Origin of the sequence: Niallia sp. FSL R7-0271 (genome assembly GCF_038005785.1) — a bacterium.
Taxonomy (GTDB): domain Bacteria; phylum Bacillota; class Bacilli; order Bacillales; family Cytobacillaceae; genus Niallia.
In genome coordinates this window covers 893,903-918,322 of sequence record NZ_JBBOTZ010000001.1, presented here as the reverse complement: position 1 = coordinate 918,322, position 24,420 = coordinate 893,903, and the positions used below count along the sequence as shown (strand labels likewise).

Genomic DNA, 24,420 nt, shown 5'->3' with positions numbered 1-24,420 from the left:
CCATGAAATATGGCATCGCTATTTTTCCAGGAAAAGAGCTGCAAGATTTAGCTAATTCTTACCGTAAACGCTATGATCCGAAATACGCTTTAGTACCGCCTCACATCACGCTAGTAGGCGAATTCAACGCAGACAATGATGAAATTAAGACAATCAGTGCCAAGTTGCAAAAGGTGGCGAGCCATTACCATTCCATTGCGATTAAAGTTTTGAAAATAAGCACATTTCAGCCTGTTAATAATGTTATTTATTTAAAGATCGAACAAAATTCCGATTTAGAGGATCTACATACGGAAATCATTAACACAATCGGTGTGCCCGAGGAGCATCCTTTCATTCCTCACGTAACACTTGGGCAGCAGCTGTCTAACGATGAGCATCTCGATCTATACAGCAGCTTAAGAATGCGCAGTTTCAGCCATGAGGAAAGTACGGACCGCTTTCATCTCTTGTATGAGTTGGAAAATGGCTCTTGGACTGTATTTGAGACTTTCCGTCTCGGTAATAATGAATAAGAGAACTTACAAATTTTTAGGGGAATGTCAGCTGACATTCCCCTTTGTTTATTTTCTATTGTTCTTGTCTAGAATAACGGAGGAGAAAGGATGATAAACTTATGGATTTCCTGCATATTGGTTCAGAGCTTGTTTTTGGATTTATTGCACTTCTTCTCTTTACTAAAATACTCGGTAAAACCGTTATAACCCAAGTAACAACGTTCGATTTTGTTTGTGTGCTAGTTATTGGGGAATTAGTCGGAAACGCAATGTATGATGACAATACAGGCATAAAGGAAATATTATATGCTGTCATTATTTGGGGTTTTTTAATCTTCCTGACAGAATTTTTGACACAAAAGTTCCGGCGCTCACGCAGCTTACTTGAAGGAAAGCCATCTATCATCATCCAAAAAGGAAAGATAGATTATGATGAACTGAAGAAAAACCATCTCGATTTGAACCAGCTTCAGCATCTTCTCCGTTCCAAGGATATTTTCTCCATCCAAGAATGCCATTATGCTATTTTAGAAACAGATGGAACGGTTAACACGATTAAAAAACAGGCATATACAAGTCCCTCCCGGACAGAAATGCAGCTGAATGTCCAAGACAGCACTCTGCCTTTAAGTCTCATACTAGATGGAGAAATCATCGAGGAAAATTTGACTACTGTCGGCTGGGATGAAAAAAAGCTAAACGCAGAATTAGCTCAAATAGGAATTCATTCTCCTAAAACAGTGTTGTATGCCGAATGGCAGGAAGATGCTCCTTTATATGTTCAAAGCTATTAATTAGACAAGCTTGTTGAATTGCCGACCTTTTCCTGTCAGTTCGGCAATGAGCTTCTCCGCATCTTCCATTCTCCTTTTGGAAGCCTCTTTATTATGTGCAGAATAGGGCTGGTCAAATCTCTCATATGTATTGGAAATAACAGCAGGTGCAAAAACCTTTTGGCTCTTAACAGGTCTAATTTTTTGCGCGATATCCTGTCTAACATACTGTTCATATTGATAGTTATTTACTGGAAGAATATAACCCATACGAATTGCCTCCTACTTGATTTTTTTATCCATACCCAATTAATGGTTTTGTTAAACTTCCTTCTTCCCTTTTATATACTCTTTTATTTTGCTATGATAATAAGTACGTTAAAAAAAGAAGTATTGTATGAAAATGAGGTTTAACTATGGAAACAGCCTACTATTATGATAGATTGATACATTTATATGCTGATACGAGAAGCGACTGGCAGACTTGGCATGAAGCTGGAAAAAAAGGCCTTCTTGCTTGCTCAGTCTGCGGTGAGGCTGTAAAGCTTTACTTGGGTATTAAAGCAAAACCGCATTTTTACCATGCTTCCACTTCAGAGCCTTGCCAGCAAAATATTACTCCAGCTGTCAGTGAAGCAGCTGCTGCTGTTGAATATGAAGAAAGAAACGGATTTCGTTTTCCTAAATCTCGAAGCATTTCATCACCGATTGAAGAAATTAGCTTTAAACAGCCTAAAATCATCCAAACTGTTACAGATACTGCTGCTAAGGTGGACAGACCTGATTATAACGCGCCAGACAGTTATCTTCATGCTCTTTCCCTTAGTGGCGTCAAGCTTGATGAATCCCAATGCAATGCCGTCACAACAGATGAGGAAGCAGTATTGGTTGTTGCAGGTGCCGGTAGCGGAAAAACACGAGTTCTGACGGCGAGAACTGCCTATCTCATCCATGAGAAGAAAATTGACCCTGCCTCCATCATGCTAGTAACATTTACGAGCAAAGCTGCATTAGAAATGAAAGAACGGCTTATGAAGTATCCTGACATGACCAAAACGGTAATCAGCCGGATTGTTTCAGGGACCTTCCACAGTATCCTGTATCAAATACTCCTTTTTCACGAACCAAATAAATGGAAAAGGACCAATTTGCTGAGCAGCAACTGGCAGAAAGAATTAATCCTAAAAGAAATTGGCACAGAATTAGGAATTGATATGAAAGAATTCCCATATGATGCTGCCCTTCAATTGATTGGAGCATGGAAGAATTCTTTGCAATTTCCAAATGAAATTAAGCCTGCTTCTGATTGGGAAGAGAAGGTATTGCCACTTTACAAAAAATATGAAGAGACAAAGCATAACAAAGGCCAATATGATTTTGACGATATGCTTGTCGGCGGATATTACTTTTTCCTTGAAAATCCTAAAATACTTGAAACATACCAAAACAGATTTTCCTATTTCCTGCTAGACGAATTTCAAGACATTAATAAAGTCCAGTATGAATGGATAAAATTGATGTCCCAACGAGCGAAAAGTATTTATGCAGTTGGAGATGATGATCAGGCTATTTATGCATTTCGAGGCAGTGACCCGAAATACCTGCTGGATTATGAAAAGGACTTTAAAAATGCCAAAATTATTTATCTGAAGAATAATTACCGCTCTACTAATGAAATTGTATCATCAGCAAATGATATTATAAAAGCAAACAAAAACAGACGTCCCAAAAAAATGGCTGCGACCTATACTGGACAAAATCCCCTCCTCTTCTATCCTTATGATGAAGAGGAAGAAGCAACAATGATAGTCACAGACATATTAGAAAAAATTCAAAAAGGGGCAGAACCGACGGACTTCGCCATTCTGTTTAGAACTAATACAAACAGCAGGGCAATGTTTGAAAGACTGTCTTCCTCAAGTCTTCCATTTAGACTCGAGCAGGATTCTGGTTCCTTTTACAGCCGCTTTATCGTCAAAAGCATGATTGCTTACTTAAAGCTTGCTGTTGACCCAGATGATCAGCATGCTGTTAACAGTTTGCTGCCGACATTATTTCTCAAGAAAAGTGTGCTTCAAGACTTAAAAGCATTAAGTATTTTGGAAGATTGCAGCCTGGCTGACGGATTCGCAAAAATCAAAACCGGATTTGCCTTTCAGGAATCGAGACTAAAAAAAATTCCAGACGCTCTGAAAAAACTAAAATCAACTCCCCCTTTAGAGGCCATTGCCTTTATTGAAAAAGAACTCGGCTTCCAAGAGTTCATTAAAAAACGGGGAAATGAAGGAAATCAATGGGATAAAGGCTCTGACGATCTTCGAGATCTTAAAGTTGTCGCTAAAAAGTTTGGCACCATTGCTGAATTTGTTGCCTATACAGACCATATGATTGCCATGAACGCAGAACTGAAAAAACAATATAAAGATACAAAAAATGCAATCAGCCTGACAACCATTCATCGTGCCAAAGGACTTGAATATAAAATCGTCTATATTCTAGGCGGTGTTGACGGTTCCCTTCCTCACGATTATGCATTGGAAGCCTTCCGAAATGGCGACAATCTGCCTATGGAAGAAGAAAGGCGACTATTATATGTTGCGATGACAAGATCAATGGCAGAGCTGTATGTATCCATTCCGATGCACTTGAGGGGAAGAAAAGCAAAAGCATCCCGGTTCTTATCTGCTTTAAGACTGGCACCAATACACAAGAATAAAGAATAAAAGGGTAACCTTTAGACAAGAGGTTACCCGCCAAATCACTTTTTATTAATCATCTTGGATAGTGTGTTGAAATCAAGCTGTTTCCCATCCTTAACAATGGATTGAACAATTTTGTCCTCTGTTTCTTTAGGAACAGGTTTGCCAGCGATTTGGGATACTCGGCGAATGACCCCTCTTACTGTGTTTTCATCTTTGAAGTTTGCATTTTGTAATGAATTAGCCAGGTCAAAAATGTCTTTCATATTCACACCTGTTTTTGATTCTATATTCTTAAAGAAGTTGTTATTCATACCTGTATTTCCTCCTTCTTGAGCTACTTTACATAGTATGTAGGTAAAAGTAAAAGGTGAAAATTTTCAGTTAAAAAAATTAAAAAGGATAGGCTTTCCCATGGAAAGCCTATCCTTTCGTTCATTTACTAATTATTAAGCGTAGAAGCTAGCTCCAACAATAATCAATAGAATGAAAAGTACAACGATCAAAGCAAATGAAGAACCATAACCGCCGCCGCTATAGCCGCCGCCTCCATATCCATATCCGCCGAAACACATACACCTTCACCTCACTTCTCCTTTATTCTTTAATAGCATATGGAAATTGAGGTATTGTGTATAGGCAAGCTCCTAAGCTATGTGAATTTGTACGATTGACTATTAGCGGATGAAACGGAAGAATTCTTAACCCTTTGGTTTAAAAATTAAAGCGCCAATAAAACCGAAGACGATTGCGGCTGAAATTCCTGAGCTGGTAACCTCAAACATTCCTGTGAGTACCCCAATTAACCCATGTGTCTCTGCTTCTTGCATAGCACCATGAACCAGTGCGTTACCGAAGCTCGTAATAGGAATAGTTGCACCAGCACCGGCAAAGTCGGCAAACGGCTCATACAGACCTAGTCCATCTAATATAGCACCTGCCACAACTAAAGTCGTTAAAGTATGTGCTGGTGTACGCTTGGCCACATCAAACATTAGCTGGCCAATTACACAAATCAAGCCTCCTATTACAAATGCCCAAAAAAACATTGGCAGCATACTCAATTTCCTCCCTTCTATATTTCGATTGATACTGCATGAGCAATACATGGAATAGATTCTCCCTGCTGAACCGTAAGCGGAGATAACAATGCACCTGTCGCCACGACAAGTATCCGCTTATAAACACCTCTTTTCATTTCGTTCAACAAGTGACCGTATAATACAGTCGCAGAACATCCAGGACCGCTAGCGCCTGATTGGACTGGCTGATCAGCTTTATAGATAAGTAAACCGCAGTCATTAAATTTATTTTTATCAATATGAATTCCTTTTTCCTCAAGAAGTGCGAGTGCAGAATCTCTTCCAATTTTACCCAAATCACCAGTAACAATTAAATCATAATGAGATGCATCAACACCTAAGTCATTGAAATGGGCACAAATAGTATCAGCAGCAGCTGGAGCCATTGCCCCGCCCATATTAAATGGATCAATTAAACCCATATCCATTACTCTTCCTATTGTTGCTGACGTCGTGTACGGGCAATTTTCATGCGTTCCGTCATTTTCTGTTAACAAAGCAACGCCTGCGCCTGTGACAGTCCATTGTGCTGTCGGCGGCTTTTGACCGCCATATTCTGTTGGATAGCGGAACTGCTTTTCAACAGCTGCGTTATGGCTCGAAGCACCTGTAAGGATATTCTTAGCACCTTTGTAGTTGATTATAAAAGAAGACATTGCCAGCCCCTCCATCGAGGTAGAACAAGCGCCAAACAAGCCGAAATAAGGCACTTTCAGGTCACGGGCAGCAAAGCTGGTTGGTGTGATTTGATTGATAAGGTCGCCTGCAATAAAAAATTGGGCATCCTCTGCAGACAGTCCGCTTTTTTTTAAAGCAGTCTCTGTTGCTTCCTCCAAAAGCACTCTATGCGCTTGCTCATAAGATGTCTTGCCCATCCATAAGTCTTCATGCAAAATATCAAAATCCTTCGCTAAGTTTCCGTTCCCTTCAAATGGACCGCCTGCTACACCTGTAGACTGTATGACAGGATGATTGTCAAAAAGCCATGACTGTTTTCCTTTAAGCAATTACATAACCCCCCTGGCCATTAGAATAAGCGTTTTAATTAACGCAACAACAAAGGCAGCAAAGACACCAAATAAAATAACGGAGCCTGCTAATTTGAAGATATTTCCTCCTACACCTAATACAAAGCCTTCGGTCCGATGCTCTATTGCCGCAGAAATAATGCTGTTCCCGAACCCTGAAACCGGCACTGCACTTCCAGCTCCGGCAAACTGGCCAAGCCGGTCATAAATGCCAAATCCGGTGAGCAGCATAGACAGGAATATGATTGTGGCACTTGTAGGGTTTCCGGAAGTTTGCTCTGTAAAGTGGAAAAAATAAATATACATAAAAGACAGCAGCTGTCCGAGCATACAAATAAAGCCTCCGACAAAAAAAGCCTTTATGCAGTTCTTTACTACTGGTCTTTTCGTTTCGTATTTTTTCTCTAATTGTTCATACTGTTTTTGCTGTGGTGTTTTCTTTTTCTTCGCCATTAATACCTTCTCCTTATGTTAGTTCATTGGTGAGATTGATTATTTGCTTAAGCCGCTTATCCGCATTTTTTTCACTGTAATCGGCATTCTTCATCTTATCCCCAAGCCTTATCGCTTCTAGAAATATCTTATAGTCACTTGATACAGTGAATGTATGGTCGGGAAACTTATCACTTAAGATTTTGTTCAAGTCACTCTCAATGCCCTTCATTCTAAACCTGGACATATGCTTTACTTTATAAGCAACCAGAATTTCCTTTTGGCCTTTAATCACCGCTACGTCATAGATGGATTTAACCGAACTTGCTTCATCTTTTACTTGACGCACTAATATTTGTTCAAGCTGATCTGGATTTTTGGTAACTGTTAATGGAGCAGGATCAACCCTTTTGAATAAAGCGGTCCGGCTGGAAGGAGATGATTCTTCACAACCGGCCAGAAGAAAGCACATGAAAATAAAAAATACAAAAAAACGTTTTTGATGTGTCATATTTGTCCCTTCCTATGTAAAAGATGTATGTTTTTCCTTTGTTTATTTTTTTCGTTTTTACTGTTTTTTATGAAAAAAAAAAGGAAGCATACAGCCCCAATTTTTGTAAAGACAAAAAAAAGAACGGCAGATCCGCTCTTCTTTCTTGGCTTTTAGCCATTTGTTTTAACTTTTTTCCCACAGCCGCAGCCTTTCTTTTTCACCTTTTTTTTCCGGGAAATAGCAGCAGGTGCTTCTTCTTTTTTTGTCAGTTTTTTCATCATTACAAGCACTCCCGTTTTTTTAGAATGACATTAGAATATGTCTACCATATTGTATGAGGCTCTTTTTGTCTATGTGTAAACAACTAGCCTAAATATAGAAAATGAATTTCAATGTTATTCCGTCAATTTCTGCACGATAGCCTCGATTATAGAAGCAGCCCCTGCAATGGCAAGTATCAGTACAACTGGTGTGCAAATGCTTGGAAGGAAATAATACAATAGGACAAGAAAGCCAGTTGACCAAACTCCAGTACACCAATAACAGCTAATCAATTCCCCTAAAAAGCCTCTAACCAAACCGTCCTTTGGAACATAATATATCTCATCTTCACCATTTTCATTTTTTTCAAGCTTTTCATCAAGCACTAACATGCGAAGGAATTCCGTTATGCGGTCAAACACTAATAATCTAGTCAGGCGAAATGTGGCTAACACTAACAGCAGCAGTTCTATCCACTCTATATTCACTTTTATTACCCTCCTCTATACACACACTAATATGAAGAAAGCAGTCTTTCAGTGCCTATTTTCATGACAGACATCTAAACACACCTGGAAATTTGGGCATATGCCTAAATTTCAAGAAAAAAGGCGTTTGTCCGTAACCCATAACGGTCTTTGGCAATATGTTAGTAGTGTAGTATCACAAAGAAAGAAACAAACAAGGAGGAAATCAATTATGGGTTGTGGAAAAAAAGATGATGTTTTCGGTACTTCTAGCTGTGTTTGCGAAGTGGTTCGCGCCATTAAAGATATTCAAGATAGTGCAGAAGACAACTGCGAATGTGAAACAAACTGCTTTTCTGAGCCACTAGGTTCACTTGTTTCCCCAACAAAACGCAGTAAAGCAGATACTCGTGTATTTGTTCTAAAAACAGCTGACGGATCACCTTTCCATGCTTTCTTCAGAGGAGATGACTGTGCATGTGTGTCTATCTTCTTCCGCGTAGAAGATGTGTTTGACAACTGCTGTGCAGTATTGAGAGTGCTTGCACCAATTACTAACACTCACTCTGGCAGAGAAACACTTGATATCACAGGACCAAAAGGCATTGACCTTGGCAAAGTCTGTGAAGTGGATGGATTCCGTCGCACAAGCGACTGCATTACAGTTGACTTGAAATGCTTCTGTGCCGTACAATGCATTGCTGACGTTGATTTAGACATCTGTGATTAATATAAGCGTAATTTACACCCTACAACCAGTCATTTTATATGGCTGGTTGTTTATTTTTTTTGCAATATAGGAAACTTCATCTTATCTTACTTCGAAGGTGAGAGTGTTGATAAAGATTTTCCACAAAGCAAATCATTCTACGCAAATTGCTCTTGTTGCCTATTCCCTATTATTACTGGTAATAGGTGCTGGCTCCCTTTTCTTTAATTCCCTAGACTAAAGAAAGCTACATATGTGCAAAAAAAAAAAACGCACTTTTAACAGTGCGTTTTTTTCCTGAGCCGATGCTTAAATACCGACCATTCTAACATCTGTAATTTTCTTCGTAAAAAGGGAGATTTCCTCGCCATCCATCAACTTTACTGACACTTTCTTGTCATCTTTGCCAGTTATAAATCCTCTTATTTGCTGGTTTTCTTCAACCGTCAGGATACATGCAACAGGAGGAAGCTGTTTCGGAAAGTTAAAAAGATATGTCAGCCTTTCCTCTATCCCCATCTCCCTAAAGCTTTTCAGCCTGCGGAATGCAGGTTTCCGTTCTTGGCTTTCTTGTTGTTCCGCCTGCTCTACATTGTAATCATGTATTTTATCCCGAACAGCCCCTGGAGACTCAATCATACCGATATGCTCTTTATCGGTTTGTTTTTCTGTTTTAGTTTTAGCAGCCTGCAATGCTGCGTTTTCTATTTCCTCTCTTCGCTTACGTGTTTGCGCTTTACGAGCAGAGAATGTGCTTTGCATGTTTTCAGCAGGAAAAGGAGTATGCTGAAACAAGAGAGGTGAAGCTTTTCTTGCTGTTTTTTTCCTCATAAAGTTAAAGTCACCTCCTAATACATAATATACAGCAGGTTTTTTTGCCTACTTCATCTTAATCTATGCTGGGGCATGCTTTAATGTTAATCAAGGAGTTTGTGTCAGGTATTTCTTTAAAAAAGATATTCATCATGGTGCTGCTCTATTCTGCAAAACAAAAAACGCTGACCCATTTTAGGTCAGCGCTTATTTATTGCTTATGAAATAATATGGAAGCCTGAATCTACGTGGATGTTTTCGCCTGTAATTCCTCTTGCCATATCACTGAACAAGAATACAGCCGTATCTCCCACTTCATCAGGTGTTGTTGTTCTTCTTAGCGGTGAGCGTTCTTCAATCTCTTTCAAGATTGAGTTAAAGTCACTGATACCTTTTGCAGAAAGTGTGCGAATCGGACCTGCTGAAATAGAGTTAACACGGATGCCGTCCTTGCCTAAATCAGATGCTAAATAACGGACACTTGCATCAAGTGAAGCTTTTGCAACACCCATAACATTATAGTTTCTAATAGCACGTTCTCCACCAAGATATGTTAATGTAACAATGCTTCCGCCTTCTGTCATCAAACCTTTAGCTTCCTTCGCTACAGCAGTCAAAGAATAAGAGCTGATATTATGCGCAAGCAAGAAGCCTTCTCTTGTTGTATTCATGTAATCCCCTTGCAATTCTTCCTTGTTTGCAAAAGCGATGCAATGAGCAATTCCATGAATAGTTCCAACTTCGTTTTTGATCGTTTGGAAGCACTGTGCGATATCCTGGTCATTCGTAACATCACATGGCAAAACGATGCTGTCACTTGCTTCAAGTGTTGCTACAAGATCACGAACACTTTTCTCCAGTCTTTCTCCAGCATATGTGAATACTAGACGGGCACCTGCTTTATGAAGAGATGTAGCAATCCCCCATGCAATGCTTCTTTTGTTCGCAACACCCATTACAACATAGGTTTTGCCCTTTAATGAAAAGCTCATAATTTATCCTCCTAAATTATATTACAAGTTATTAGTACCTAGTACTAATTTTACTATACTATCTTCAAAAAGAAAAGTGCTGTTACCGTAGTCATTTGGCTTATTTTTCCGTTGCCACTTAGTACTCACGTTCTAGGTTTCTTTTCAGCTCCCTGACATATTCTTCAGAACCAGTTACAATTAAATGGTCATGTAGCTGCAGCTCGGTGTCTCCATGGGGAATAACGGAATCTCTTCCACGGAAGATTCGTACAAAAATAACATCTCCAGTGAACGGGAACTTTCTTAATGTCATTCCCTCAAACCCCTTGTTCTTAATTGTAATTTCATGTAAAGATGTTTCATTATTCCCTAACAAAGCAAGGATGCTCGGAGATTGAATCATCGCTTTTAGCAGTGCTTTAGTTGATGTAAAGGATGAAAACACTTCAATTCCTTCCTTTTGCAAAGAGGCCTCTTTATCGAGATCTTCCATTCTGCAAATAACCCTATCAATCCCTGCCTGCTTTAATAAAAGACTCATTCTTTCATTCTCACTGCTATCGCCAGTAGAAACTACTACAATGTCCGCTGCCGAAATGTTTGTAGCCTTGATAACTTCCTCGGTATAATTGTCCAGCTCTGTGATTTCAAACAGAGAATCTGCAATTTGCAGATCATGTTTTTCTTGTTTTTTATGATAGAATTCCACCTTATAGTAAGGGGATTTTAACTCTTGGTATAGCTGCATAGTAATCTGATTCACACCGATGATTGAAATATTTACTGCCCTTTCTCCTGCTGTTTCCTTTGGGAAAAGTTTTTTGAAAACAATCGGTGTGATAATACAGGAAATAATTGCTACAAGAATAAATATCCCGCTCATCTGCGAGGTTATTATATTCATTCTTTCCCCAATCGCTGCAGCTGCAATTACTAGAGACAATGTCGATGTTAATAAAAACCCTGATGCTACTATTGTCCTGTTATCATACCATTTTTTCAAATAGTAAATAGGCAGCATCTTGCTTGCTAGCAAAGCAAGCAATAAGAGCGGTATAAATAAAAGAAGCATAGAATCTGTAAATAGTGACCATAAATCCATGTCAACACCAATCATTACAAAAAATATCGGAATTAAAAAGCCATAGCCAAAGGAATCTAATTGATGCACAAGCTCTTCATTCGGGGACAAGAGCGACACAAGCACCCCTGCTAAGAAAGCACCAAGAATATTTTCTGCACCGACAGTTTCAGACAGCGCTACTAAGAAAATAATTAATGCGAACACTGCCCTTGTTCCGATTTGCACTGTTCCTCTTGACATCGAATCTGAAGTGTTTTTGTTTTTGAAGCGTCTGCCTGCAAAATATAATAACACCCCTGCTGCAAATAGGATTAGTAACAGCCAAGTGTTACCGCCGCTTTCATGAATCGAAGCAAAAACTGCCAGCAATATCATTGTCGCTAAATCAGCAATGACTGCTATAAGCAGGATGATTTGCCCTATTGCCGTTTTCATGATATTTGCTTCTTTTAATGTTGGCACAACCACACCAAGTGAAATAGTAGAAATGATGATAGTCATTAAGAAAATACTATCTACAAAGCCTGCAAGGACAAATAGATAACTCAAAATAACCGATAACGCAAAAATAGCGGCAAAGATGATGACAGATGTTGAGAACGGCTTCGGTTCAAGCCTCCCATTCGGCAGTGTCTCTCTTTTTTTATTGCTGGAAAAAGATTTAAAATCTATCTCCAGCCCGCTTAAGAACATTAGAAAAATAAAGCCTAATGTTGATAAAGTCTCCAGCCAAGTATCCTGCTCGACAAGATTAAAACCGCTTTTTCCAATAATAAGCCCCATGATAATTTCTGCAACCACGACAGGAATAACATTTAGCTTTAGGCGGTGCAAAATAATCGGTGTCAATAATGCCACAATGATTACAATCATTAAGGACATTACAGAAGCGCCGTGTTCCATTTTATTTCCTCCTTGATAACTGCTTTTTTCTTTCTAAAATAACTTAACTGGTCAACAATCCCATAAACATCGTTGCCATTCCAAAATAAATGAGGATACTGATAATATCATTTAAAGTTGTAATAAATGGTCCAGATGCAACGGCAGGATCAATTTTTAATTTATTCATCAATAGAGGGATTATAGAACCTGCAATTGTCGCTACAATTAGTGTTCCTAAAATAGATGCACCAACTAAAAGCCCTAAAAAAATATTGCCTTTCCAAATATAAACGACCAATGTTACAAGTATTCCACAGACTCCACCTGTTATTAGTCCTGTTCCCGCTTCGCGCATGATCAGCTTGAACTTGCTTTCCTTCTCCAGGTTTCCTGTCGCAATGCCCCGCACTGCAACTGCGAGTGCCTGTGTCCCCGTGTTTCCTGCCATCCCTGCAATCAAGGGAATGAAAACAGCAAGGATAGAAACCTTGTTTAACGTCTCCTCAAACCTGCCGATTAAGCTTGCCGTAAACATTCCTAAGAACAACAGGATAATCAGCCACGGCAATCGTTTTTTTGCAGCAGAAACGGGATGTTGATCAACATAGTCCATATTAGAAACAGCCGCAAGCTTTGAATAATCATCAGTTGCTTCTTCCTCCAATACATCGACAATGTCATCAATCGTGATGATGCCGAGCAGCCTCCCTTGAAAATCAATGACAGGCAATGCAAGAAAGTCATAATCCCGCATCTTCCTTGCTGCTTCCTCACGGGTTTGAGTGACAGAAACAGAGTAGATACTGTCATTCATAATGTCAGCAATCACTGTACTGTCATCACTTACGATTAAATTCCTTAAGGATACTACTCCGACAAGATGCTTCTGTTCATCCACCACATAAATATAGTAAATTGTCTCCGCATTAGGTGCTTCCGCTTTAAGCAAGGCCATTGCAGCATGAACTGTCATATGAGAATACAGGCTGACATATTCAAGTGTCATGATGCTCCCTGCAGTTTCCTCCTCATAATCCATTAGTGCCTTAACATTGCTTGCCTCTTCAAGCGGCATAAGGGCGATATAACTAAGTGCTTGCTGCTTTTCCAAAGCGATGAGGATATCTGCTGCATCATCTGCTGACATATGTGTGAATATGTCAGCCACATAGGAAGGCAGCAGTCTTGCAAACAGCTCCTGGTAATCATGGTCTTCCATATCGAGATGCTCAAATAACTCTGCAATCTCCTCAGGTGATAAAAAATGAAATACACTCTCTTGTTCTACTTTCTCCAATTCCTTAAAAAATGAAGCTTGATCATATGGATGCAGCTCTAAAAATGCTTCTCTGAATGTTTGTAAGTTTTCATTTTGTAAAGAATGGAGGATTTCTTCTAGTTTTTCTTCATAGCTGCTCGTTATCTCTTTCAAAACATACTCCTTTCAAAAGTTTCTCTCTATACTAACAAATCTCTTAGAGTTTGTCGTCCATCTCACTAATTTCCAATAAAAAAATTATGATACCTTTACAAACAACCTAAAGGAAATAGGAGACAGCTAATATATATTCCCCATTCTTTTACATGTAAAACTTTAGATTGTGACCTTATAATATTTTGTTTCCCTACAAAAGATAATTGGTACGAAGGATTGAATTGGGAGGACAAATATGAAACTGGATATTATCGGTGATATACACGGCTGTTATGAAGAACTGCAAGCATTAACAAAAAAGCTTGGCTATACATGGGATTTAGGCTATCCCGTTCATCAAGAGAACAGATTGCTTGCCTTTGTCGGGGATTTAACAGACAGAGGTCCTAACTCTCTGCGTGTGATAGAGGTTGTTTGCACACTTATTGAAAAAAAACTTGGATATTATGTGCCAGGAAATCACTGCAACAAGCTTTACCGTTATTTTTTAGGAAGAAAGGTGCAAATTAAGCATGGATTGGAAACAACAGTAGAAGAATTGGAGAGCTTAAAAAAAAAGGACAGGGAAATTATCAAAAACAAGTTCATGAAGCTGTATGATCATTCTCCTTTATACCATGTACTTGATGGTGGAAAGTTAGTTATTGCCCATGCAGGGATTAAGGAAGATTATATTGGCAAGCATTCTGAGAAGGTAAAAACATTCGTTCTTTATGGTGATATTACGGGAGAAAGCCATCCTGACGGTTCACCAGTCCGCCGGGATTGGGCTAAATCTTATACAGGAAAAGCAGCGATTGTCTACGGACATACTCCTGTTAAAGAGGTGCGTGCCATTAACAATACTTATAATATTGATACAGGAGCTGTTTTTGGTGGACATTTATCCGCACTAAGCTACCCTGAAATGACTGTTCAATCGGTTTCTTCTGCAATGCCTTATATAGCACAGAAATTCCGGACATTTGATTAGCATAAATAAAGGGATGGCACAACAAAATAAGCCTATCTAAACAAGAATAATAAAATTTCATGTAACTTTGAAACAATAAAAATAGAATATGGCTTTAAAATTAGTTCGTTTCATTGCGCTCTCGTCCCACTCGCTTTCCGCGGGGAGGAAGCTGAGCCTCCTCGTCTTCGCCTGCGGGGAGGAAGCTGAGCCTCTATTTCCCGCAGGAGTCGAGTGTCCTCCGCTCCATTCCACTAAGATTATTTATTATTTTATTTAAACGAAAACATAAAAAACCAAACTTTTTATCAATAAATAATAAAAATAGTTCGGTTTTTATGCAAATTTACATATTTATGTCCCAGCCTGGTTATTTAATGTAAATAACCTTTTCATATCCTCAGGAAGGCTGACGGAAAATTCCATTTCCTTCTGTGTGATTGGATGGATAAAGGCAAGTCTTGAGCAGTGCAGCGCCTGCCTTCCTAACTTATGGCGTGAACCGCCATATAAATCATCTCCAATTAATGGATGGCTTATATAAGACATATGTACACGAATCTGATGTGTTCTGCCAGTCTCTAAAGACAGCTCAACAGCGGCAAAATCAGACAGCTGAGTTAGCACGTTGTAATGAGTAATGGCTGTCTGCCCGTCCTCTCTTACTTCCCTTTTAATGATGCTGTCTCCACACCTGCCGATAGGCGCATTGATGGTGCCGCTCTTATTGGAGAACAGCCCTTCTGCTAACGCTGTATAATGCCGTTTGACCAAGCGGGCCTTCTGTTGTTCACTCAAAAGATGATGAACATGACGATGCTTCGCAATAAGGACCATCCCCGATGTATCTCTATCAAGCCTCGTGACAATATGTGTTGTTGCTGCAATGCCTTTTTTCACATAGTAGCCGAAAACAGCATTCGCAAGGCTGCCGGAAGGGTGCTCTCTTGAAGGAATGGTGTTCATCCCGCTCGGCTTTTCCACGATAAGAAGATAGTCATCTTCATATATAATATTCAGCGGTATTTCTTCGGGAAGCAAGCCCTCACTCGGCTTCTCAACAGGGAATAATACTGAAATCCGATCGCCTCTTTTCACCATATAACGGACATTCTGCTCCACCTCATTGACAGTAATCCTGCCGCCCTTGAACTTGATATCCGTCAGAGCAGACTTAGAGATGGACCTTTCTTTCAGAAACTCCTTCAGCATTATCTTCCCGTCTTCTTCCATAACCCAGTCTAGCTTAAATGTCACATGCCTTGCACTCCTAATTCTATTCTGAGATGAAAGAGTCATGAACCCTTTTCCAGAAAGGGAATGACCGATATCTCGCAAACCGTATTTTTTCTTCGGCAACTCGATAATGAATCGATTTAACCTTTTTATGCAATAATGTCAAATGATCGATGGAGATGCGAAAATCAGGCTCATTGACAGGTCTCAGCACACAAGTATGATGCTCAGGAATGATGAGCGGTGAGCCGACTGTCCGGAAAACACGGTTATTAATAGAAGCCATTTCAGCCAATTGAATGGCTCTGATAGACGGGTGCAGCAGCGCTCCCCCTAAAGCCTTATTGTACGCCGTGCTGCCGGAAGGAGTAGATACACATAGTCCATCTCCTCTAAACCGTTCAAAATGCTCTCCTCTGATTTCTACATCCATAACAAATGTGCCGTCAATGCTTTTTACAGTAGATTCATTCAAGGCAAGATATCGTGTTTCCTTATCTTCATCCTGATACTGAACAGTCACTTCAAGCAATGGATATTCGACTACACTGTATGGTGTTTTAGCAATAGCAATAACAAGCTTTTCAATTTCATCAGGCGTCCAGTCTGCATAAAAGCCGAGATGGCCTGTGTGAACACCGACAAATGCGGTTTTATCCAAGCGGCTGCTGTAGCGGTGGAATGCATATAAAAGCGTGCCGTCACCGCCGACTGAAATGACGATATCTGGCTCTTCCTCCTCATACTCCAGCTCAAAATCCAATAAATATTGCTTTAACCGCTGTACTAAATTATCCGACTTTAAATCACCTTTTGAGGTTACGGCAAATTTCATTTTCGATTAGCTCCTCTTTGAAATGATTTCCATCATTTTTTCCTGTCTTTCTGCTCCTTTTTTCGATTGAAAAAGGCTTGTGCTTCCTGAATCTCCCCTCGGATCAGCGACATTTCCTTATCCAGGCGGAATGCAGCTTCGGCAGCTCCTTGAAGTCTCATTTGGATGTCCTTCGGGAATTGCCCTTTATATTTATAGTTAAGCGAATGTTCAATCGTTGCCCAAAAGTTCATGGCAAGCGTCCTAATCTGTATTTCCATCAGGAGTTTTTTCTCTCCGTTGATTGTTTGCACCGGATAGCTAATAACGACATGATAGGAACGGTAGCCGCTCTCTTTTCGGTGGAGAATATAGTCTCTTTCCTCCACAATTTCAAAATCATTGCGAGCCCTTAATAATTCTACTACTCTTATAATATCGTCCACAAACGGACACATCATACGCAAGCCGGCAATATCCTGCATTTCTGTTCCTAATTTGTCTAAAGGTATACCCTTTTCATTGGCCTTATCAAGAATGCTTGCAATCGGCTTTACTCTTCCTGTGACAAATTCAATCGGAGAATGCTCCTCTTCATGCTCAAACTGTCTCCTCATGCCCTTTAACTTAACTTTCAGTTCATCAACCGCTTGTTTATAAGGGGCTAAAAATTGCTCCCACTGCATATATAACACCCCATTTTAAATAGGTTTCTTCTATTATGTACGTCGGTTTATATTATGAAAAAACGGCTGTTACACTAGCCTCCATCTCTTCTCCATAATTGCCGTTGCCTTCAATATTATCAATTAAGTATTCCATTTCCTCTTTCCATTCAGCCAATTCAAGGTTATTCTGTCCGTTTGACAAATACACCGGTAATTCGGCCTCTAAGCCTTTCTTTAAGCTTGGCCAAATATCTTTGCCGAGTACAATATATACGTACTGATCCCCTTTTTCAGCTAAATATATAAAGGCGAAAGCGTCAGAATCAACTAAGATCTGCCCCTTTGCAGAAAGCTCGTTAACCGGATAGCTTTCTTCCACTTTCAAGATTAAATTAGATTCAGTCATTTCTGCGTTTAGCACTTGTAGTTTTTCTTTCATTTTTTCACCCTCCAACTATGCACTATTTTACCACATTGGATAAATTTATCCTAAACATTGCAGTCAGAAACAAACAAAGAGATAATATCTATTAGAACCTTGCCTTAAGACCGTTTAAGGCATAAAAGTTAAACAGCCGGGAAAGGAATTTGGATGATGGAGAAAAACATTGAAATAGAATTTAAAAATATGCTGACTAAAGAAGAATACACCAATTTGCTTGAACATTATCAAGTCAAAGAAAATGAGTTATTTAAACAAGAAAACCATTATTTTGACACGGCAGATTTCGCCTTGAAAGAACGCAGCTCTGCACTGCGAATCCGCAAAAAGCAGGCTGGCTACGAGTTGACGTTAAAGCAGCCCCATGAGGACGGGCTGCTTGAAACGAACAAGCAGCTGTCTGCAGAAGCTGGCGAGGAAATGATTCAGACAGGCCGAATTTTGGATGAACAGTTTGCAGCACTTTTGCTGGACTTAGGTATTGCACCAGAAAAGATTCATTATTTTGGTTCTCTCACTACTATCCGAGCAGAAAAAGAAACTGGAAATGGTTTACTAGTTTTCGATCACAGTTTTTATTTAAATATAGAAGATTATGAGTTAGAATATGAAGTAAGCGATAGAAAAGATGGACAGGCATATTTCCAACAGCTCCTTCAATCCTTTCAAATACCTGTAAGAAAGACCAAAAATAAAGTTAGAAGATTTTACGAGCAAAAATATAAGAACGGAATTTAAATAGATAACTCAGTTTACCAGTCATATGGAGGAACTACATGAAAATAGATCAATTAAAAGTTTTATTTGAATTGCAAGCATTACAGAACATGTCAACTGCAGGAACTGCTGACAGCTCTTCTTCAAATAATTTATTTCAAGAACTGCTCGGCAGTTTTTCATCGAGCGGGACAGGTGCTGCTGACAGCATCATGCAGAATACACTAGGCAGCTACGCCGGCATTAGTAGTGCAGCCAGCTCAAATCTAATGCAGACAAGTGCAACAAGCTCCCTGCTTCCTATCAGCTTAACTAAATTAGCGAAAAGTGATTCGAGCAGCAATGGAGATTTTGATGATATTATTCAAAAGGCTGCTGCTAAATACGGTGTTCCTGAAAAACTGATCAGTTCTGTTATTAAAGTGGAATCCAACTTTAATCCAAACGCGACAAGCTATGCCGGCGCATCAGGCTTAATGCAATTGATGCCTGCAACTGCCAGAGGTTTGGGAGTTAATAACACTTATGATCCTGAGCAGAACATTATGGGAGGCACTAAGTACTTGAAGCAAATGCTTACAAAGTATGATGGCGATGTCAGCCTTGCTCTAGCTGCATATAATGCAGGACCAGGCAATGTAAACAAATATGGAGGAATTCCTCCATTTAAAGAAACACAAAACTATGTCGCAAAAGTGACACAGCATTATACAGCATAACAATTTTACTTGCAGGCCGACATTCACCGGCCTGCTTTCTTACACTTTTATCCGGTACTTGTTAGTGGATATTTTTTTATGAAAAAATGACGCTGTAAATTAAACAGGCATAAACCGGAAAATGTGATAATAAAGTTTTACAAGCTATTTATTTGTACAATGAAAAGACCATTGGTAAAATAGCATTAAGTGATTTTTTATCTTATAAAAAGGAATAATTCATATTCTTTTCCTTAAAGTCCTATTATTTCAAACAAAAAGGAGTTTTAAAGATGGTCAATAAAATGCCTACTCCATATGATGTTATTGGGGAAAAAACGCTTAGCAATCTTGTTGACGCATTTTATGAGCGTGTTGGCAAACACCCCGATTTAGCTCCTATCTTTCCAGATGATTTAACAGAAACTGCAAGAAAACAAAAGCAGTTTCTTACACAATATTTAGGAGGGCCGCAAATATACACAGAAGAACATGGCCATCCTATGCTTAGGGCCCGGCATTTGCCGTTTCCCATTACGGAAAAGCGTGCAAAAGCATGGCTGTCCTGTATGAGTGAAGCAATGGATGAAGTTGAGCTAGACGACTCCATTCGTGAAGGACTTTTTTCAAGACTTGCTTTGACAGCAAAACACATGATTAATTCGGAGGAAAACTAAAGATAAAGGTGATTAAACATGATTGAAAAAGATTTGTCTACATCCATCCCGAAAACAGCCGATGACAATTGCCCTGATAGCAAACCCCTTGAAATATACATGTTTGTCGATCCTTTATGTCCTGAATGTTGGGCTTTAGAGCCTATCATTAAAAAGCTTCAGATTGAATACGGCCAGTATTTTTCCTTAAAGCATGTTTTGAGCGGAAGATTAGCCACATTAAACATGAATAAAAAGAAGAAATACGAAAATATCGCTGAACTTTGGGAACAAACAGCGAGCAGAACAGGAATGTCATGCGACGGTTCGCTCTGGTTCGAAAATCCCATTGTCTCTCCATATTTGGCTTCAATCGCATTAAAAGCAGCTGAATTACAAGGCCGTAAATGCGGCATCCGTTTTTTAAGAAAACTGCAAGAAATGCTCTTTCTTGAAAAGCAAAATATTGCTACATTTGACGTGCTGAAAAATTGTGCGGCAAGCGTCGGCTTGGATGTTGTTGAGTTTATTTCCGATATTCACTCAACAAGTGCTGCGAAAGCTTTCCAATGCGATTTAAAAATTACTTCTGAAATGGAAGTTTCCGAAATCCCGACATTGGTTTTCTTTAACGAAAACATTGAGGAGGAAGGAATAAAGGTTACTGGCTATTATCCTTATGAGGTATATGTACAAATTATTGAGGAAATGCTTCAAATCGTCCCAGAAAAAGCAGATCCTCCCCCATTGGAATCTTTCTTAAAATGCTTTAACCTTGTTGCTTCTAAAGAGCTTTCCGTTGTTTATAACAAGTCTATCCAAGAGATGGAAAAGGAAATGAAAAAGCTGCAGCTTAAACAGTTAGTAGAGCAGATTCCTGCAAAGTATGGAATGTTTTGGAAATATATTGGATAAATAAATGATGACATAAAAAAAGGGCTTGCTGTCTCAAGGCAAGGCCTTTTTTTATTAATTAACAAAGGGGATGGGAGAAATTTTTCACGGTCAAACAAAGGGGTATAAGTTTGTTTGTGATTAATTTCACAACATAATAATATCATATTATCATTATCCTTATCAATAAGTTTGTATATTTGTTCACAAAATAGACAAACTTTCATAACTAATGATGTAGAAACATACATTATTGACAGGCTAGCATTGATCTTAATGAAAGGAGATGAGTTAACATGAAGGCAATTATCCCTGTATCCCTGCTGCTTTGCATCTTGTTTGCATTCTTTTTGAATATTCTCGGGCTTATGCATATAATCCCCCTTTATATAAGCTCACCGCTTTTGTTTATCGCGCTCTTTCTATTTTTGTCGTTTATGAACAATCGCAAGAAGTTTAAAGGATTTCATAAGTAAAAAGGCATGCGGCTAAATAGCCGCATGCCTTAAACATTAAGAAAGCAGACTTTCCATTTCGTTGAGCTTTTGTTCAAATACTTTGCAAGCCTCTCTGATTGGGTCCTTGCTTGTCATATCAACTCCAGCTTTTTTCAGCACTTCAATTGGATAGTCGGAGCTTCCCGCTTTCAAGAAATCAATATAGCGATCCACTGCCGGCTTGCCTTCTTCAAGAATTTGTTTGCTTAAAGCTGTTGCTGCACTGTAGCCTGTCGCGTATTGGTACACATAGTAATCATAATAGAAGTGAGGAATTCTTGACCATTCTAAGCCGATTTCCTCATCAATAATGATATCTTCCTCGCCGTAATACTTTTTGTTTAGCGCATAGTACTCGGAAGTAAATAAATCAGCTGTCAATGCTTCGTTATTTTGCGCCTTTTCATGAATAAGGTGCTCAAACTCTGCGAACATAGTCTGACGGAATACAGTACCTCTGAAGCCTTCTAAATAATGGTTCAGCAAGTATAAGCGCTCTTGTTCATCTGTGATTGTTTTTAGCATATAATCGTTCAGCAATGCTTCATTGCATGTAGACGCAACCTCTGCGACAAAGATCGAATAATTTCCATACGGGTACGGCTGTGATTTTCTTGTATAATAGCTGTGAACAGAATGTCCGAATTCATGAGCCAAAGTAAACAGGTTATTCACATTATCCTGCCAGTTCATTAGGATATATGGATTGGTGCCGTATGTTCCTGATGAATAAGCTCCGCTTCTTTTCCCTTTGTTCTCCTGAACGTCAACCCATCGGTTTTCAAAGCCTTCTTTCAGAATGGATAAATACTCCTCTCCTAGCGGTGCAAGTCCTTTAAGGATATGTTCAGTAGCTTCTTGATAGCTGATCTCCATTTTCACATCCTTAACAAGCGGAGTATACAAGTCATACATATGAAGCTTCTCAAGACCAAGTACCTTTTTACGAAGCTTTACATAACGATGCAGCAATGGTAAATACTCATTGATTGTTTCCACAAGGTTTTCATATACCTGTTCAGGGATATTGTTAGCAGCAAGAGCTGCATGCCGTGCTGATTTATAATTTCGCACTCTTGCATTAAATGTATGGTTTTTTACTGTTCCGGATAATGTAGATGAAAACGTATTTTTGAATTTCCCATACGTATCATAAACCGCTTTAAACGCATCATGACGCACACGTTGATCTGCACTTTCCAAAAAGCGTGAATAGCGGCCATGTGTAACTTCCACATCTTCCCCATTCTCATCTTTAATGCTCGGGAATTCTATATCCGCATTATTAAGCATGCCGAATGTATTGCTAGATGCATCCAATACTTCAGATGCTTGGGCAAGAAGTGCTTCTTGATCTGCTGAAAGAACATGCGGACGCTGAAGGTTAATTTCCTCCAATGATTGTTCGTACAGGCGCAATTCTTCCTTCTCCTCAAGAAAACCCTTTATGATTGCTTCATCAATAGATAGAAGTTCTGGGACAATGTATGCGAGCTCACTCGCACTTTGTGCATATAAATTTTTTATCCGACTGTCCAGGCCTTGATAAAAGCCATTTGTTGTGTCCTGATCATATCGCATATGTGCATATGTATATAATTTACCTAAACGGCTTAAAAGCGTATCCTGATATTGAAGCGCTTCGTACAAAACATCCGCACTTTCTGCAAGCTTTCCTTGATAGTCCCCTGCTTTTTTCGAGAGGGCCGTCACCTCTTCAAATTCTTTATTCCAGTCATCATCAGATGCGAAGATGTCTTCCAGTCTCCATGTGTCTTCCGTTGGAACTTCATTACGTAAAGGCAGTTTTTTTACAGTTGTTTCATTAGACATGTAAATCCTCCAATCTTTCCTTCGGATTTCGAAAAAATTTTCCTACCCGATATTTTCTATCTATTATAACTAAATTCCTGCTCATTTTTAAACTTTTGTGATTTACTAAGCTTATCATATGTAGCTTTGCTGTATTTCATTAATGATTTTTCCGTTTGGCTATTATTATTGTAAACTCCCTCCTTTTAACCTTAAATAAAAATCCTCCTCGTGTTTTGCCAAGGAGTCTGAGCTAAGGCAAGCTTCCTCACTGCTTGTAAAAAAATCTGGCCGAATCTCTTCTATCATCTTCATTTTCACAAGCACTGTTAAGTAATCATTAACTGTATTCCTCCAATTACTGTCTATAATATTGGGAAGATTGCGGACTGTGATGTCCCCCCTTTTTATTCTGTTTAGAAAAGCATCATAAACTTTATGAAGAGAAACAATTTTTCTAGCTGGCAGAAAACAGTCAATATACAAATATGCCTGCCAGATTAAAGGAGGAGTTAACAGTTTAATTCCTTCTTTCAAGGGAATGCCAATGAATGGCGGTATAACATGCGGATGCAAACCACTTTTGTAGAGATATCGCAAAAAGCGGTCATTCTCGTTTGAATGATAATGTATATGGTTATTCTTTTGTTTTTGAATGGCAGATTGCCAATCACTGTATGGAAAATTGCTGCTAAGATTTATTGTTTGTTCACGGAGGGTGACAGCAGCTAGTGGAAGCTTGTTAATAGAGGTAATAAATTTCTCTTTAGAAATGGGAATCGGGTTATCCATAATATAGAAGGATTTTTGGTATGGACAGTAAGCTGGGAGGATATATTTGCCCTTAAATGGAACAAGGAATGAGGATTGAAAAGCAGAAAATCGGGAGAAGCTCTTAGAACGTTTCACATTTTTATAACCTAATATCCAGATCGGCTGGTACTTTTCTTTTCGATATTGCTTTGTCCGTTTTTGCAAGCAGGACACTGGTATGGAAGAACATTGAAATTCTATGACATAATAAGAATTGTCCCACATGACACCAATATCTCCTCTTTGCTTAATGGACGGAAAATACGGCTCTAGTACTGGATTTAATCCTAAATCCTTCAATCTATTATAAATCTGCAGCTTTCCGTGCAAATGATAAGATGATTCCTGCTCACTGCTTCCACTGCAGGATACATCCTTACGGTGAGCAAAATGAGGCAGCCTTTTCTCTCCGTTCTTTAACACAACCACACTTCGGCATGCTGGACAATAGAATATGCTGTTTCTTTTTTCTGCCTGAAGCTCCTTTTTCTCTTTAAAATCCAAGGCGCAAACGATGCTTCCGTCCTTATTTAACGCAGTAAACAATAGACTGCCACGCTCCTTTGAAAAATGAAATTTTACAATTAAT

Annotated in this window: 28 protein-coding genes; 10 read left to right on the top strand and 18 right to left on the bottom strand. The window is 39.1% G+C overall.

Annotated features, from left to right (window positions below):
- The first annotated feature begins 2 nt into the window (after positions 1 to 2).
- Positions 3 to 515 carry a 2'-5' RNA ligase family protein gene (locus MKX82_RS04835; protein WP_233316753.1) on the top strand — a complete coding sequence of 171 codons (513 nt, stop codon included), beginning with the start codon at positions 3 to 5 and terminating at the stop codon, positions 513 to 515.
- Between the two features lie 101 nt (positions 516 to 616).
- A complete protein-coding gene (locus MKX82_RS04830; RefSeq protein WP_233316752.1) occupies positions 617 to 1,291 on the top strand; it encodes a DUF421 domain-containing protein in 675 nt (224 codons plus the stop codon).
- On the opposite strand, the gene MKX82_RS04825 is transcribed toward MKX82_RS04830, so the two are convergent.
- Positions 1,292 to 1,540 carry a hypothetical protein gene (locus MKX82_RS04825; RefSeq protein ID WP_233316751.1) on the bottom strand — a complete coding sequence of 83 codons (249 nt, stop codon included), beginning with the start codon at positions 1,538 to 1,540 and terminating at the stop codon, positions 1,292 to 1,294. It lies immediately after the preceding gene.
- 146 nt (positions 1,541 to 1,686) lie between these two features.
- Between MKX82_RS04825 and MKX82_RS04820 the strand changes: the two genes are divergently transcribed.
- Entirely contained in the window at positions 1,687 to 3,993 is a 2,307-nt protein-coding gene (locus tag MKX82_RS04820) for an ATP-dependent helicase (RefSeq protein WP_341075342.1), read from the top strand.
- 35 nt (positions 3,994 to 4,028) lie between these two features.
- Here the strand turns inward: MKX82_RS04820 and MKX82_RS04815 are convergent, their stop codons facing one another.
- From MKX82_RS04815 to MKX82_RS04785, 7 genes are all read right to left on the bottom strand, one after another.
- On the bottom strand, positions 4,029 to 4,283 hold the full coding sequence (locus tag MKX82_RS04815) for a stage VI sporulation protein F (protein ID WP_233316749.1): 255 nt from the start codon (positions 4,281 to 4,283) through the stop codon (positions 4,029 to 4,031).
- Between the two features lie 135 nt (positions 4,284 to 4,418).
- On the bottom strand, positions 4,419 to 4,544 hold the full coding sequence (locus tag MKX82_RS04810; protein ID WP_233316748.1) for a YjcZ family sporulation protein: 126 nt from the start codon (positions 4,542 to 4,544) through the stop codon (positions 4,419 to 4,421).
- Between the two features lie 126 nt (positions 4,545 to 4,670).
- Positions 4,671 to 5,027 carry a stage V sporulation protein AE gene (gene spoVAE / locus MKX82_RS04805; RefSeq protein ID WP_233316747.1) on the bottom strand — a complete coding sequence of 119 codons (357 nt, stop codon included), beginning with the start codon at positions 5,025 to 5,027 and terminating at the stop codon, positions 4,671 to 4,673.
- A gap of 17 nt (positions 5,028 to 5,044) precedes the next feature.
- Positions 5,045 to 6,058 carry a stage V sporulation protein AD gene (spoVAD, locus tag MKX82_RS04800; RefSeq protein ID WP_237940969.1) on the bottom strand — a complete coding sequence of 338 codons (1,014 nt, stop codon included), beginning with the start codon at positions 6,056 to 6,058 and terminating at the stop codon, positions 5,045 to 5,047.
- Positions 6,059 to 6,532 (bottom strand): stage V sporulation protein AC, encoded by a 474-nt coding sequence (spoVAC, locus tag MKX82_RS04795; protein ID WP_233316745.1) that lies wholly within the window; start codon positions 6,530 to 6,532, stop codon positions 6,059 to 6,061.
- Between the two features lie 13 nt (positions 6,533 to 6,545).
- Positions 6,546 to 7,022 (bottom strand): sporulation protein, encoded by a 477-nt coding sequence (locus tag MKX82_RS04790; RefSeq protein ID WP_233316744.1) that lies wholly within the window; start codon positions 7,020 to 7,022, stop codon positions 6,546 to 6,548.
- Positions 7,023 to 7,399: 377 nt separating this feature from the next.
- A complete protein-coding gene (locus tag MKX82_RS04785; protein ID WP_237940967.1) occupies positions 7,400 to 7,753 on the bottom strand; it encodes a DUF1360 domain-containing protein in 354 nt (117 codons plus the stop codon).
- Between the two features lie 211 nt (positions 7,754 to 7,964).
- Between MKX82_RS04785 and MKX82_RS04780 the strand changes: the two genes are divergently transcribed.
- Positions 7,965 to 8,462, top strand: a complete 498-nt coding sequence (locus MKX82_RS04780) for a CotY/CotZ family spore coat protein (protein WP_233316742.1) — start codon at positions 7,965 to 7,967, stop codon at positions 8,460 to 8,462.
- 288 nt (positions 8,463 to 8,750) lie between these two features.
- Here MKX82_RS04780 and MKX82_RS04775 read toward each other — a convergent pair whose 3' ends face one another.
- From MKX82_RS04775 to mgtE, 4 genes are all read right to left on the bottom strand, one after another.
- Positions 8,751 to 9,272, bottom strand: coding sequence for a CotO family spore coat protein (locus MKX82_RS04775; RefSeq protein WP_233316741.1), 522 nt, complete (start codon positions 9,270 to 9,272; stop codon positions 8,751 to 8,753).
- Between the two features lie 200 nt (positions 9,273 to 9,472).
- Positions 9,473 to 10,246, bottom strand: coding sequence for an enoyl-ACP reductase FabI (gene fabI, locus MKX82_RS04770; protein WP_233316740.1), 774 nt, complete (start codon positions 10,244 to 10,246; stop codon positions 9,473 to 9,475).
- A gap of 118 nt (positions 10,247 to 10,364) precedes the next feature.
- Complete coding sequence (locus MKX82_RS04765) at positions 10,365 to 12,215, bottom strand: monovalent cation:proton antiporter family protein (RefSeq protein WP_341075334.1); 1,851 nt, start codon at positions 12,213 to 12,215, stop codon at positions 10,365 to 10,367.
- Between the two features lie 43 nt (positions 12,216 to 12,258).
- Positions 12,259 to 13,620, bottom strand: coding sequence for a magnesium transporter (mgtE, locus tag MKX82_RS04760; protein ID WP_396953797.1), 1,362 nt, complete (start codon positions 13,618 to 13,620; stop codon positions 12,259 to 12,261).
- A 247-nt stretch (positions 13,621 to 13,867) separates the two neighbouring features.
- Here mgtE and prpE point away from each other — a divergent pair, with 247 nt between their 5' ends.
- Complete coding sequence (gene prpE, locus MKX82_RS04755) at positions 13,868 to 14,605, top strand: bis(5'-nucleosyl)-tetraphosphatase PrpE (protein ID WP_341075331.1); 738 nt, start codon at positions 13,868 to 13,870, stop codon at positions 14,603 to 14,605.
- Between the two features lie 333 nt (positions 14,606 to 14,938).
- Here the strand turns inward: prpE and MKX82_RS04750 are convergent, their stop codons facing one another.
- The 4 genes from MKX82_RS04750 to MKX82_RS04735 are packed head-to-tail and all read right to left on the bottom strand — an operon-like array spanning position 14,939 to position 17,741.
- A complete protein-coding gene (locus MKX82_RS04750) occupies positions 14,939 to 15,883 on the bottom strand; it encodes an RluA family pseudouridine synthase (RefSeq protein ID WP_445738837.1) in 945 nt (314 codons plus the stop codon).
- Positions 15,861 to 16,655, bottom strand: coding sequence for an NAD kinase (locus MKX82_RS04745; RefSeq protein ID WP_341075328.1), 795 nt, complete (start codon positions 16,653 to 16,655; stop codon positions 15,861 to 15,863). The genes MKX82_RS04750 and MKX82_RS04745 overlap by 23 nt, the downstream gene beginning before the upstream one ends.
- Positions 16,656 to 16,687: 32 nt before the next feature.
- Entirely contained in the window at positions 16,688 to 17,320 is a 633-nt protein-coding gene (locus MKX82_RS04740; RefSeq protein ID WP_245399842.1) for a GTP pyrophosphokinase, read from the bottom strand.
- 52 nt (positions 17,321 to 17,372) lie between these two features.
- Positions 17,373 to 17,741, bottom strand: a complete 369-nt coding sequence (locus MKX82_RS04735) for a UPF0738 family protein (protein ID WP_233316733.1) — start codon at positions 17,739 to 17,741, stop codon at positions 17,373 to 17,375.
- A gap of 156 nt (positions 17,742 to 17,897) precedes the next feature.
- Between MKX82_RS04735 and MKX82_RS04730 the strand changes: the two genes are divergently transcribed.
- From MKX82_RS04730 to MKX82_RS04710, 5 genes are all read left to right on the top strand, one after another.
- The gene (locus MKX82_RS04730; RefSeq protein WP_341079402.1) at positions 17,898 to 18,482 is read left to right on the top strand and encodes a CYTH domain-containing protein; all 585 of its coding nucleotides are present in this window, start codon (positions 17,898 to 17,900) and stop codon (positions 18,480 to 18,482) included.
- A 38-nt stretch (positions 18,483 to 18,520) separates the two neighbouring features.
- Complete coding sequence (locus MKX82_RS04725) at positions 18,521 to 19,180, top strand: lytic transglycosylase domain-containing protein (protein ID WP_237940958.1); 660 nt, start codon at positions 18,521 to 18,523, stop codon at positions 19,178 to 19,180.
- 272 nt (positions 19,181 to 19,452) lie between these two features.
- Positions 19,453 to 19,836: a globin domain-containing protein gene (locus tag MKX82_RS04720; protein ID WP_233316732.1), complete on the top strand. Its 384-nt coding sequence runs from the start codon at positions 19,453 to 19,455 to the stop codon at positions 19,834 to 19,836.
- An 18-nt stretch (positions 19,837 to 19,854) separates the two neighbouring features.
- A complete protein-coding gene (locus MKX82_RS04715; protein WP_233316731.1) occupies positions 19,855 to 20,730 on the top strand; it encodes a ClpXP adapter SpxH family protein in 876 nt (291 codons plus the stop codon).
- A 275-nt stretch (positions 20,731 to 21,005) separates the two neighbouring features.
- Positions 21,006 to 21,185 carry a hypothetical protein gene (locus tag MKX82_RS04710; RefSeq protein WP_233316730.1) on the top strand — a complete coding sequence of 60 codons (180 nt, stop codon included), beginning with the start codon at positions 21,006 to 21,008 and terminating at the stop codon, positions 21,183 to 21,185.
- 36 nt (positions 21,186 to 21,221) lie between these two features.
- Here MKX82_RS04710 and pepF read toward each other — a convergent pair whose 3' ends face one another.
- Positions 21,222 to 23,039, bottom strand: coding sequence for an oligoendopeptidase F (pepF, locus tag MKX82_RS04705; protein ID WP_341075318.1), 1,818 nt, complete (start codon positions 23,037 to 23,039; stop codon positions 21,222 to 21,224).
- 165 nt (positions 23,040 to 23,204) lie between these two features.
- The gene (locus MKX82_RS04700) at positions 23,205 to 24,377 is read right to left on the bottom strand and encodes a competence protein CoiA (protein ID WP_341075316.1); all 1,173 of its coding nucleotides are present in this window, start codon (positions 24,375 to 24,377) and stop codon (positions 23,205 to 23,207) included.
- Positions 24,378 to 24,420 lie beyond the last annotated feature (43 nt).

Bases quoted from the DNA above. Each gene is read 5' to 3' on its own strand.
- MKX82_RS04750 (WP_445738837.1), bottom strand. From the start codon at position 15,883: ATGACTCTTTCATCTCAGAATAGAATTAGGAGTGCAAGGCATGTGACA.
- MKX82_RS04710 (WP_233316730.1), top strand. From the start codon at position 21,006: ATGAAGGCAATTATCCCTGTATCCCTGCTGCTTTGCATCTTGTTTGCA.
- MKX82_RS04720 (WP_233316732.1), top strand. From the start codon at position 19,453: ATGGTCAATAAAATGCCTACTCCATATGATGTTATTGGGGAAAAAACG.
- MKX82_RS04765 (WP_341075334.1), bottom strand. From the start codon at position 12,215: ATGGAACACGGCGCTTCTGTAATGTCCTTAATGATTGTAATCATTGTG.
- fabI (WP_233316740.1), bottom strand. From the start codon at position 10,246: ATGAGCTTTTCATTAAAGGGCAAAACCTATGTTGTAATGGGTGTTGCG.
- MKX82_RS04780 (WP_233316742.1), top strand. From the start codon at position 7,965: ATGGGTTGTGGAAAAAAAGATGATGTTTTCGGTACTTCTAGCTGTGTT.
- prpE (WP_341075331.1), top strand. From the start codon at position 13,868: ATGAAACTGGATATTATCGGTGATATACACGGCTGTTATGAAGAACTG.
- MKX82_RS04735 (WP_233316733.1), bottom strand. From the start codon at position 17,741: ATGAAAGAAAAACTACAAGTGCTAAACGCAGAAATGACTGAATCTAAT.
- spoVAE (WP_233316747.1), bottom strand. From the start codon at position 5,027: ATGCTGCCAATGTTTTTTTGGGCATTTGTAATAGGAGGCTTGATTTGT.
- MKX82_RS04810 (WP_233316748.1), bottom strand. From the start codon at position 4,544: ATGTGTTTCGGCGGATATGGATATGGAGGCGGCGGCTATAGCGGCGGC.
- MKX82_RS04725 (WP_237940958.1), top strand. From the start codon at position 18,521: ATGAAAATAGATCAATTAAAAGTTTTATTTGAATTGCAAGCATTACAG.
- MKX82_RS04740 (WP_245399842.1), bottom strand. From the start codon at position 17,320: ATGCAGTGGGAGCAATTTTTAGCCCCTTATAAACAAGCGGTTGATGAA.
- MKX82_RS04820 (WP_341075342.1), top strand. From the start codon at position 1,687: ATGGAAACAGCCTACTATTATGATAGATTGATACATTTATATGCTGAT.
- MKX82_RS04790 (WP_233316744.1), bottom strand. From the start codon at position 7,022: ATGACACATCAAAAACGTTTTTTTGTATTTTTTATTTTCATGTGCTTT.
- MKX82_RS04835 (WP_233316753.1), top strand. From the start codon at position 3: ATGAAATATGGCATCGCTATTTTTCCAGGAAAAGAGCTGCAAGATTTA.
- MKX82_RS04715 (WP_233316731.1), top strand. From the start codon at position 19,855: ATGATTGAAAAAGATTTGTCTACATCCATCCCGAAAACAGCCGATGAC.
- MKX82_RS04775 (WP_233316741.1), bottom strand. From the start codon at position 9,272: ATGAGGAAAAAAACAGCAAGAAAAGCTTCACCTCTCTTGTTTCAGCAT.
- MKX82_RS04745 (WP_341075328.1), bottom strand. From the start codon at position 16,655: ATGAAATTTGCCGTAACCTCAAAAGGTGATTTAAAGTCGGATAATTTA.
- MKX82_RS04825 (WP_233316751.1), bottom strand. From the start codon at position 1,540: ATGGGTTATATTCTTCCAGTAAATAACTATCAATATGAACAGTATGTT.
- MKX82_RS04830 (WP_233316752.1), top strand. From the start codon at position 617: ATGGATTTCCTGCATATTGGTTCAGAGCTTGTTTTTGGATTTATTGCA.
- MKX82_RS04815 (WP_233316749.1), bottom strand. From the start codon at position 4,283: ATGAATAACAACTTCTTTAAGAATATAGAATCAAAAACAGGTGTGAAT.
- pepF (WP_341075318.1), bottom strand. From the start codon at position 23,039: ATGTCTAATGAAACAACTGTAAAAAAACTGCCTTTACGTAATGAAGTT.
- spoVAC (WP_233316745.1), bottom strand. From the start codon at position 6,532: ATGGCGAAGAAAAAGAAAACACCACAGCAAAAACAGTATGAACAATTA.
- MKX82_RS04730 (WP_341079402.1), top strand. From the start codon at position 17,898: ATGGAGAAAAACATTGAAATAGAATTTAAAAATATGCTGACTAAAGAA.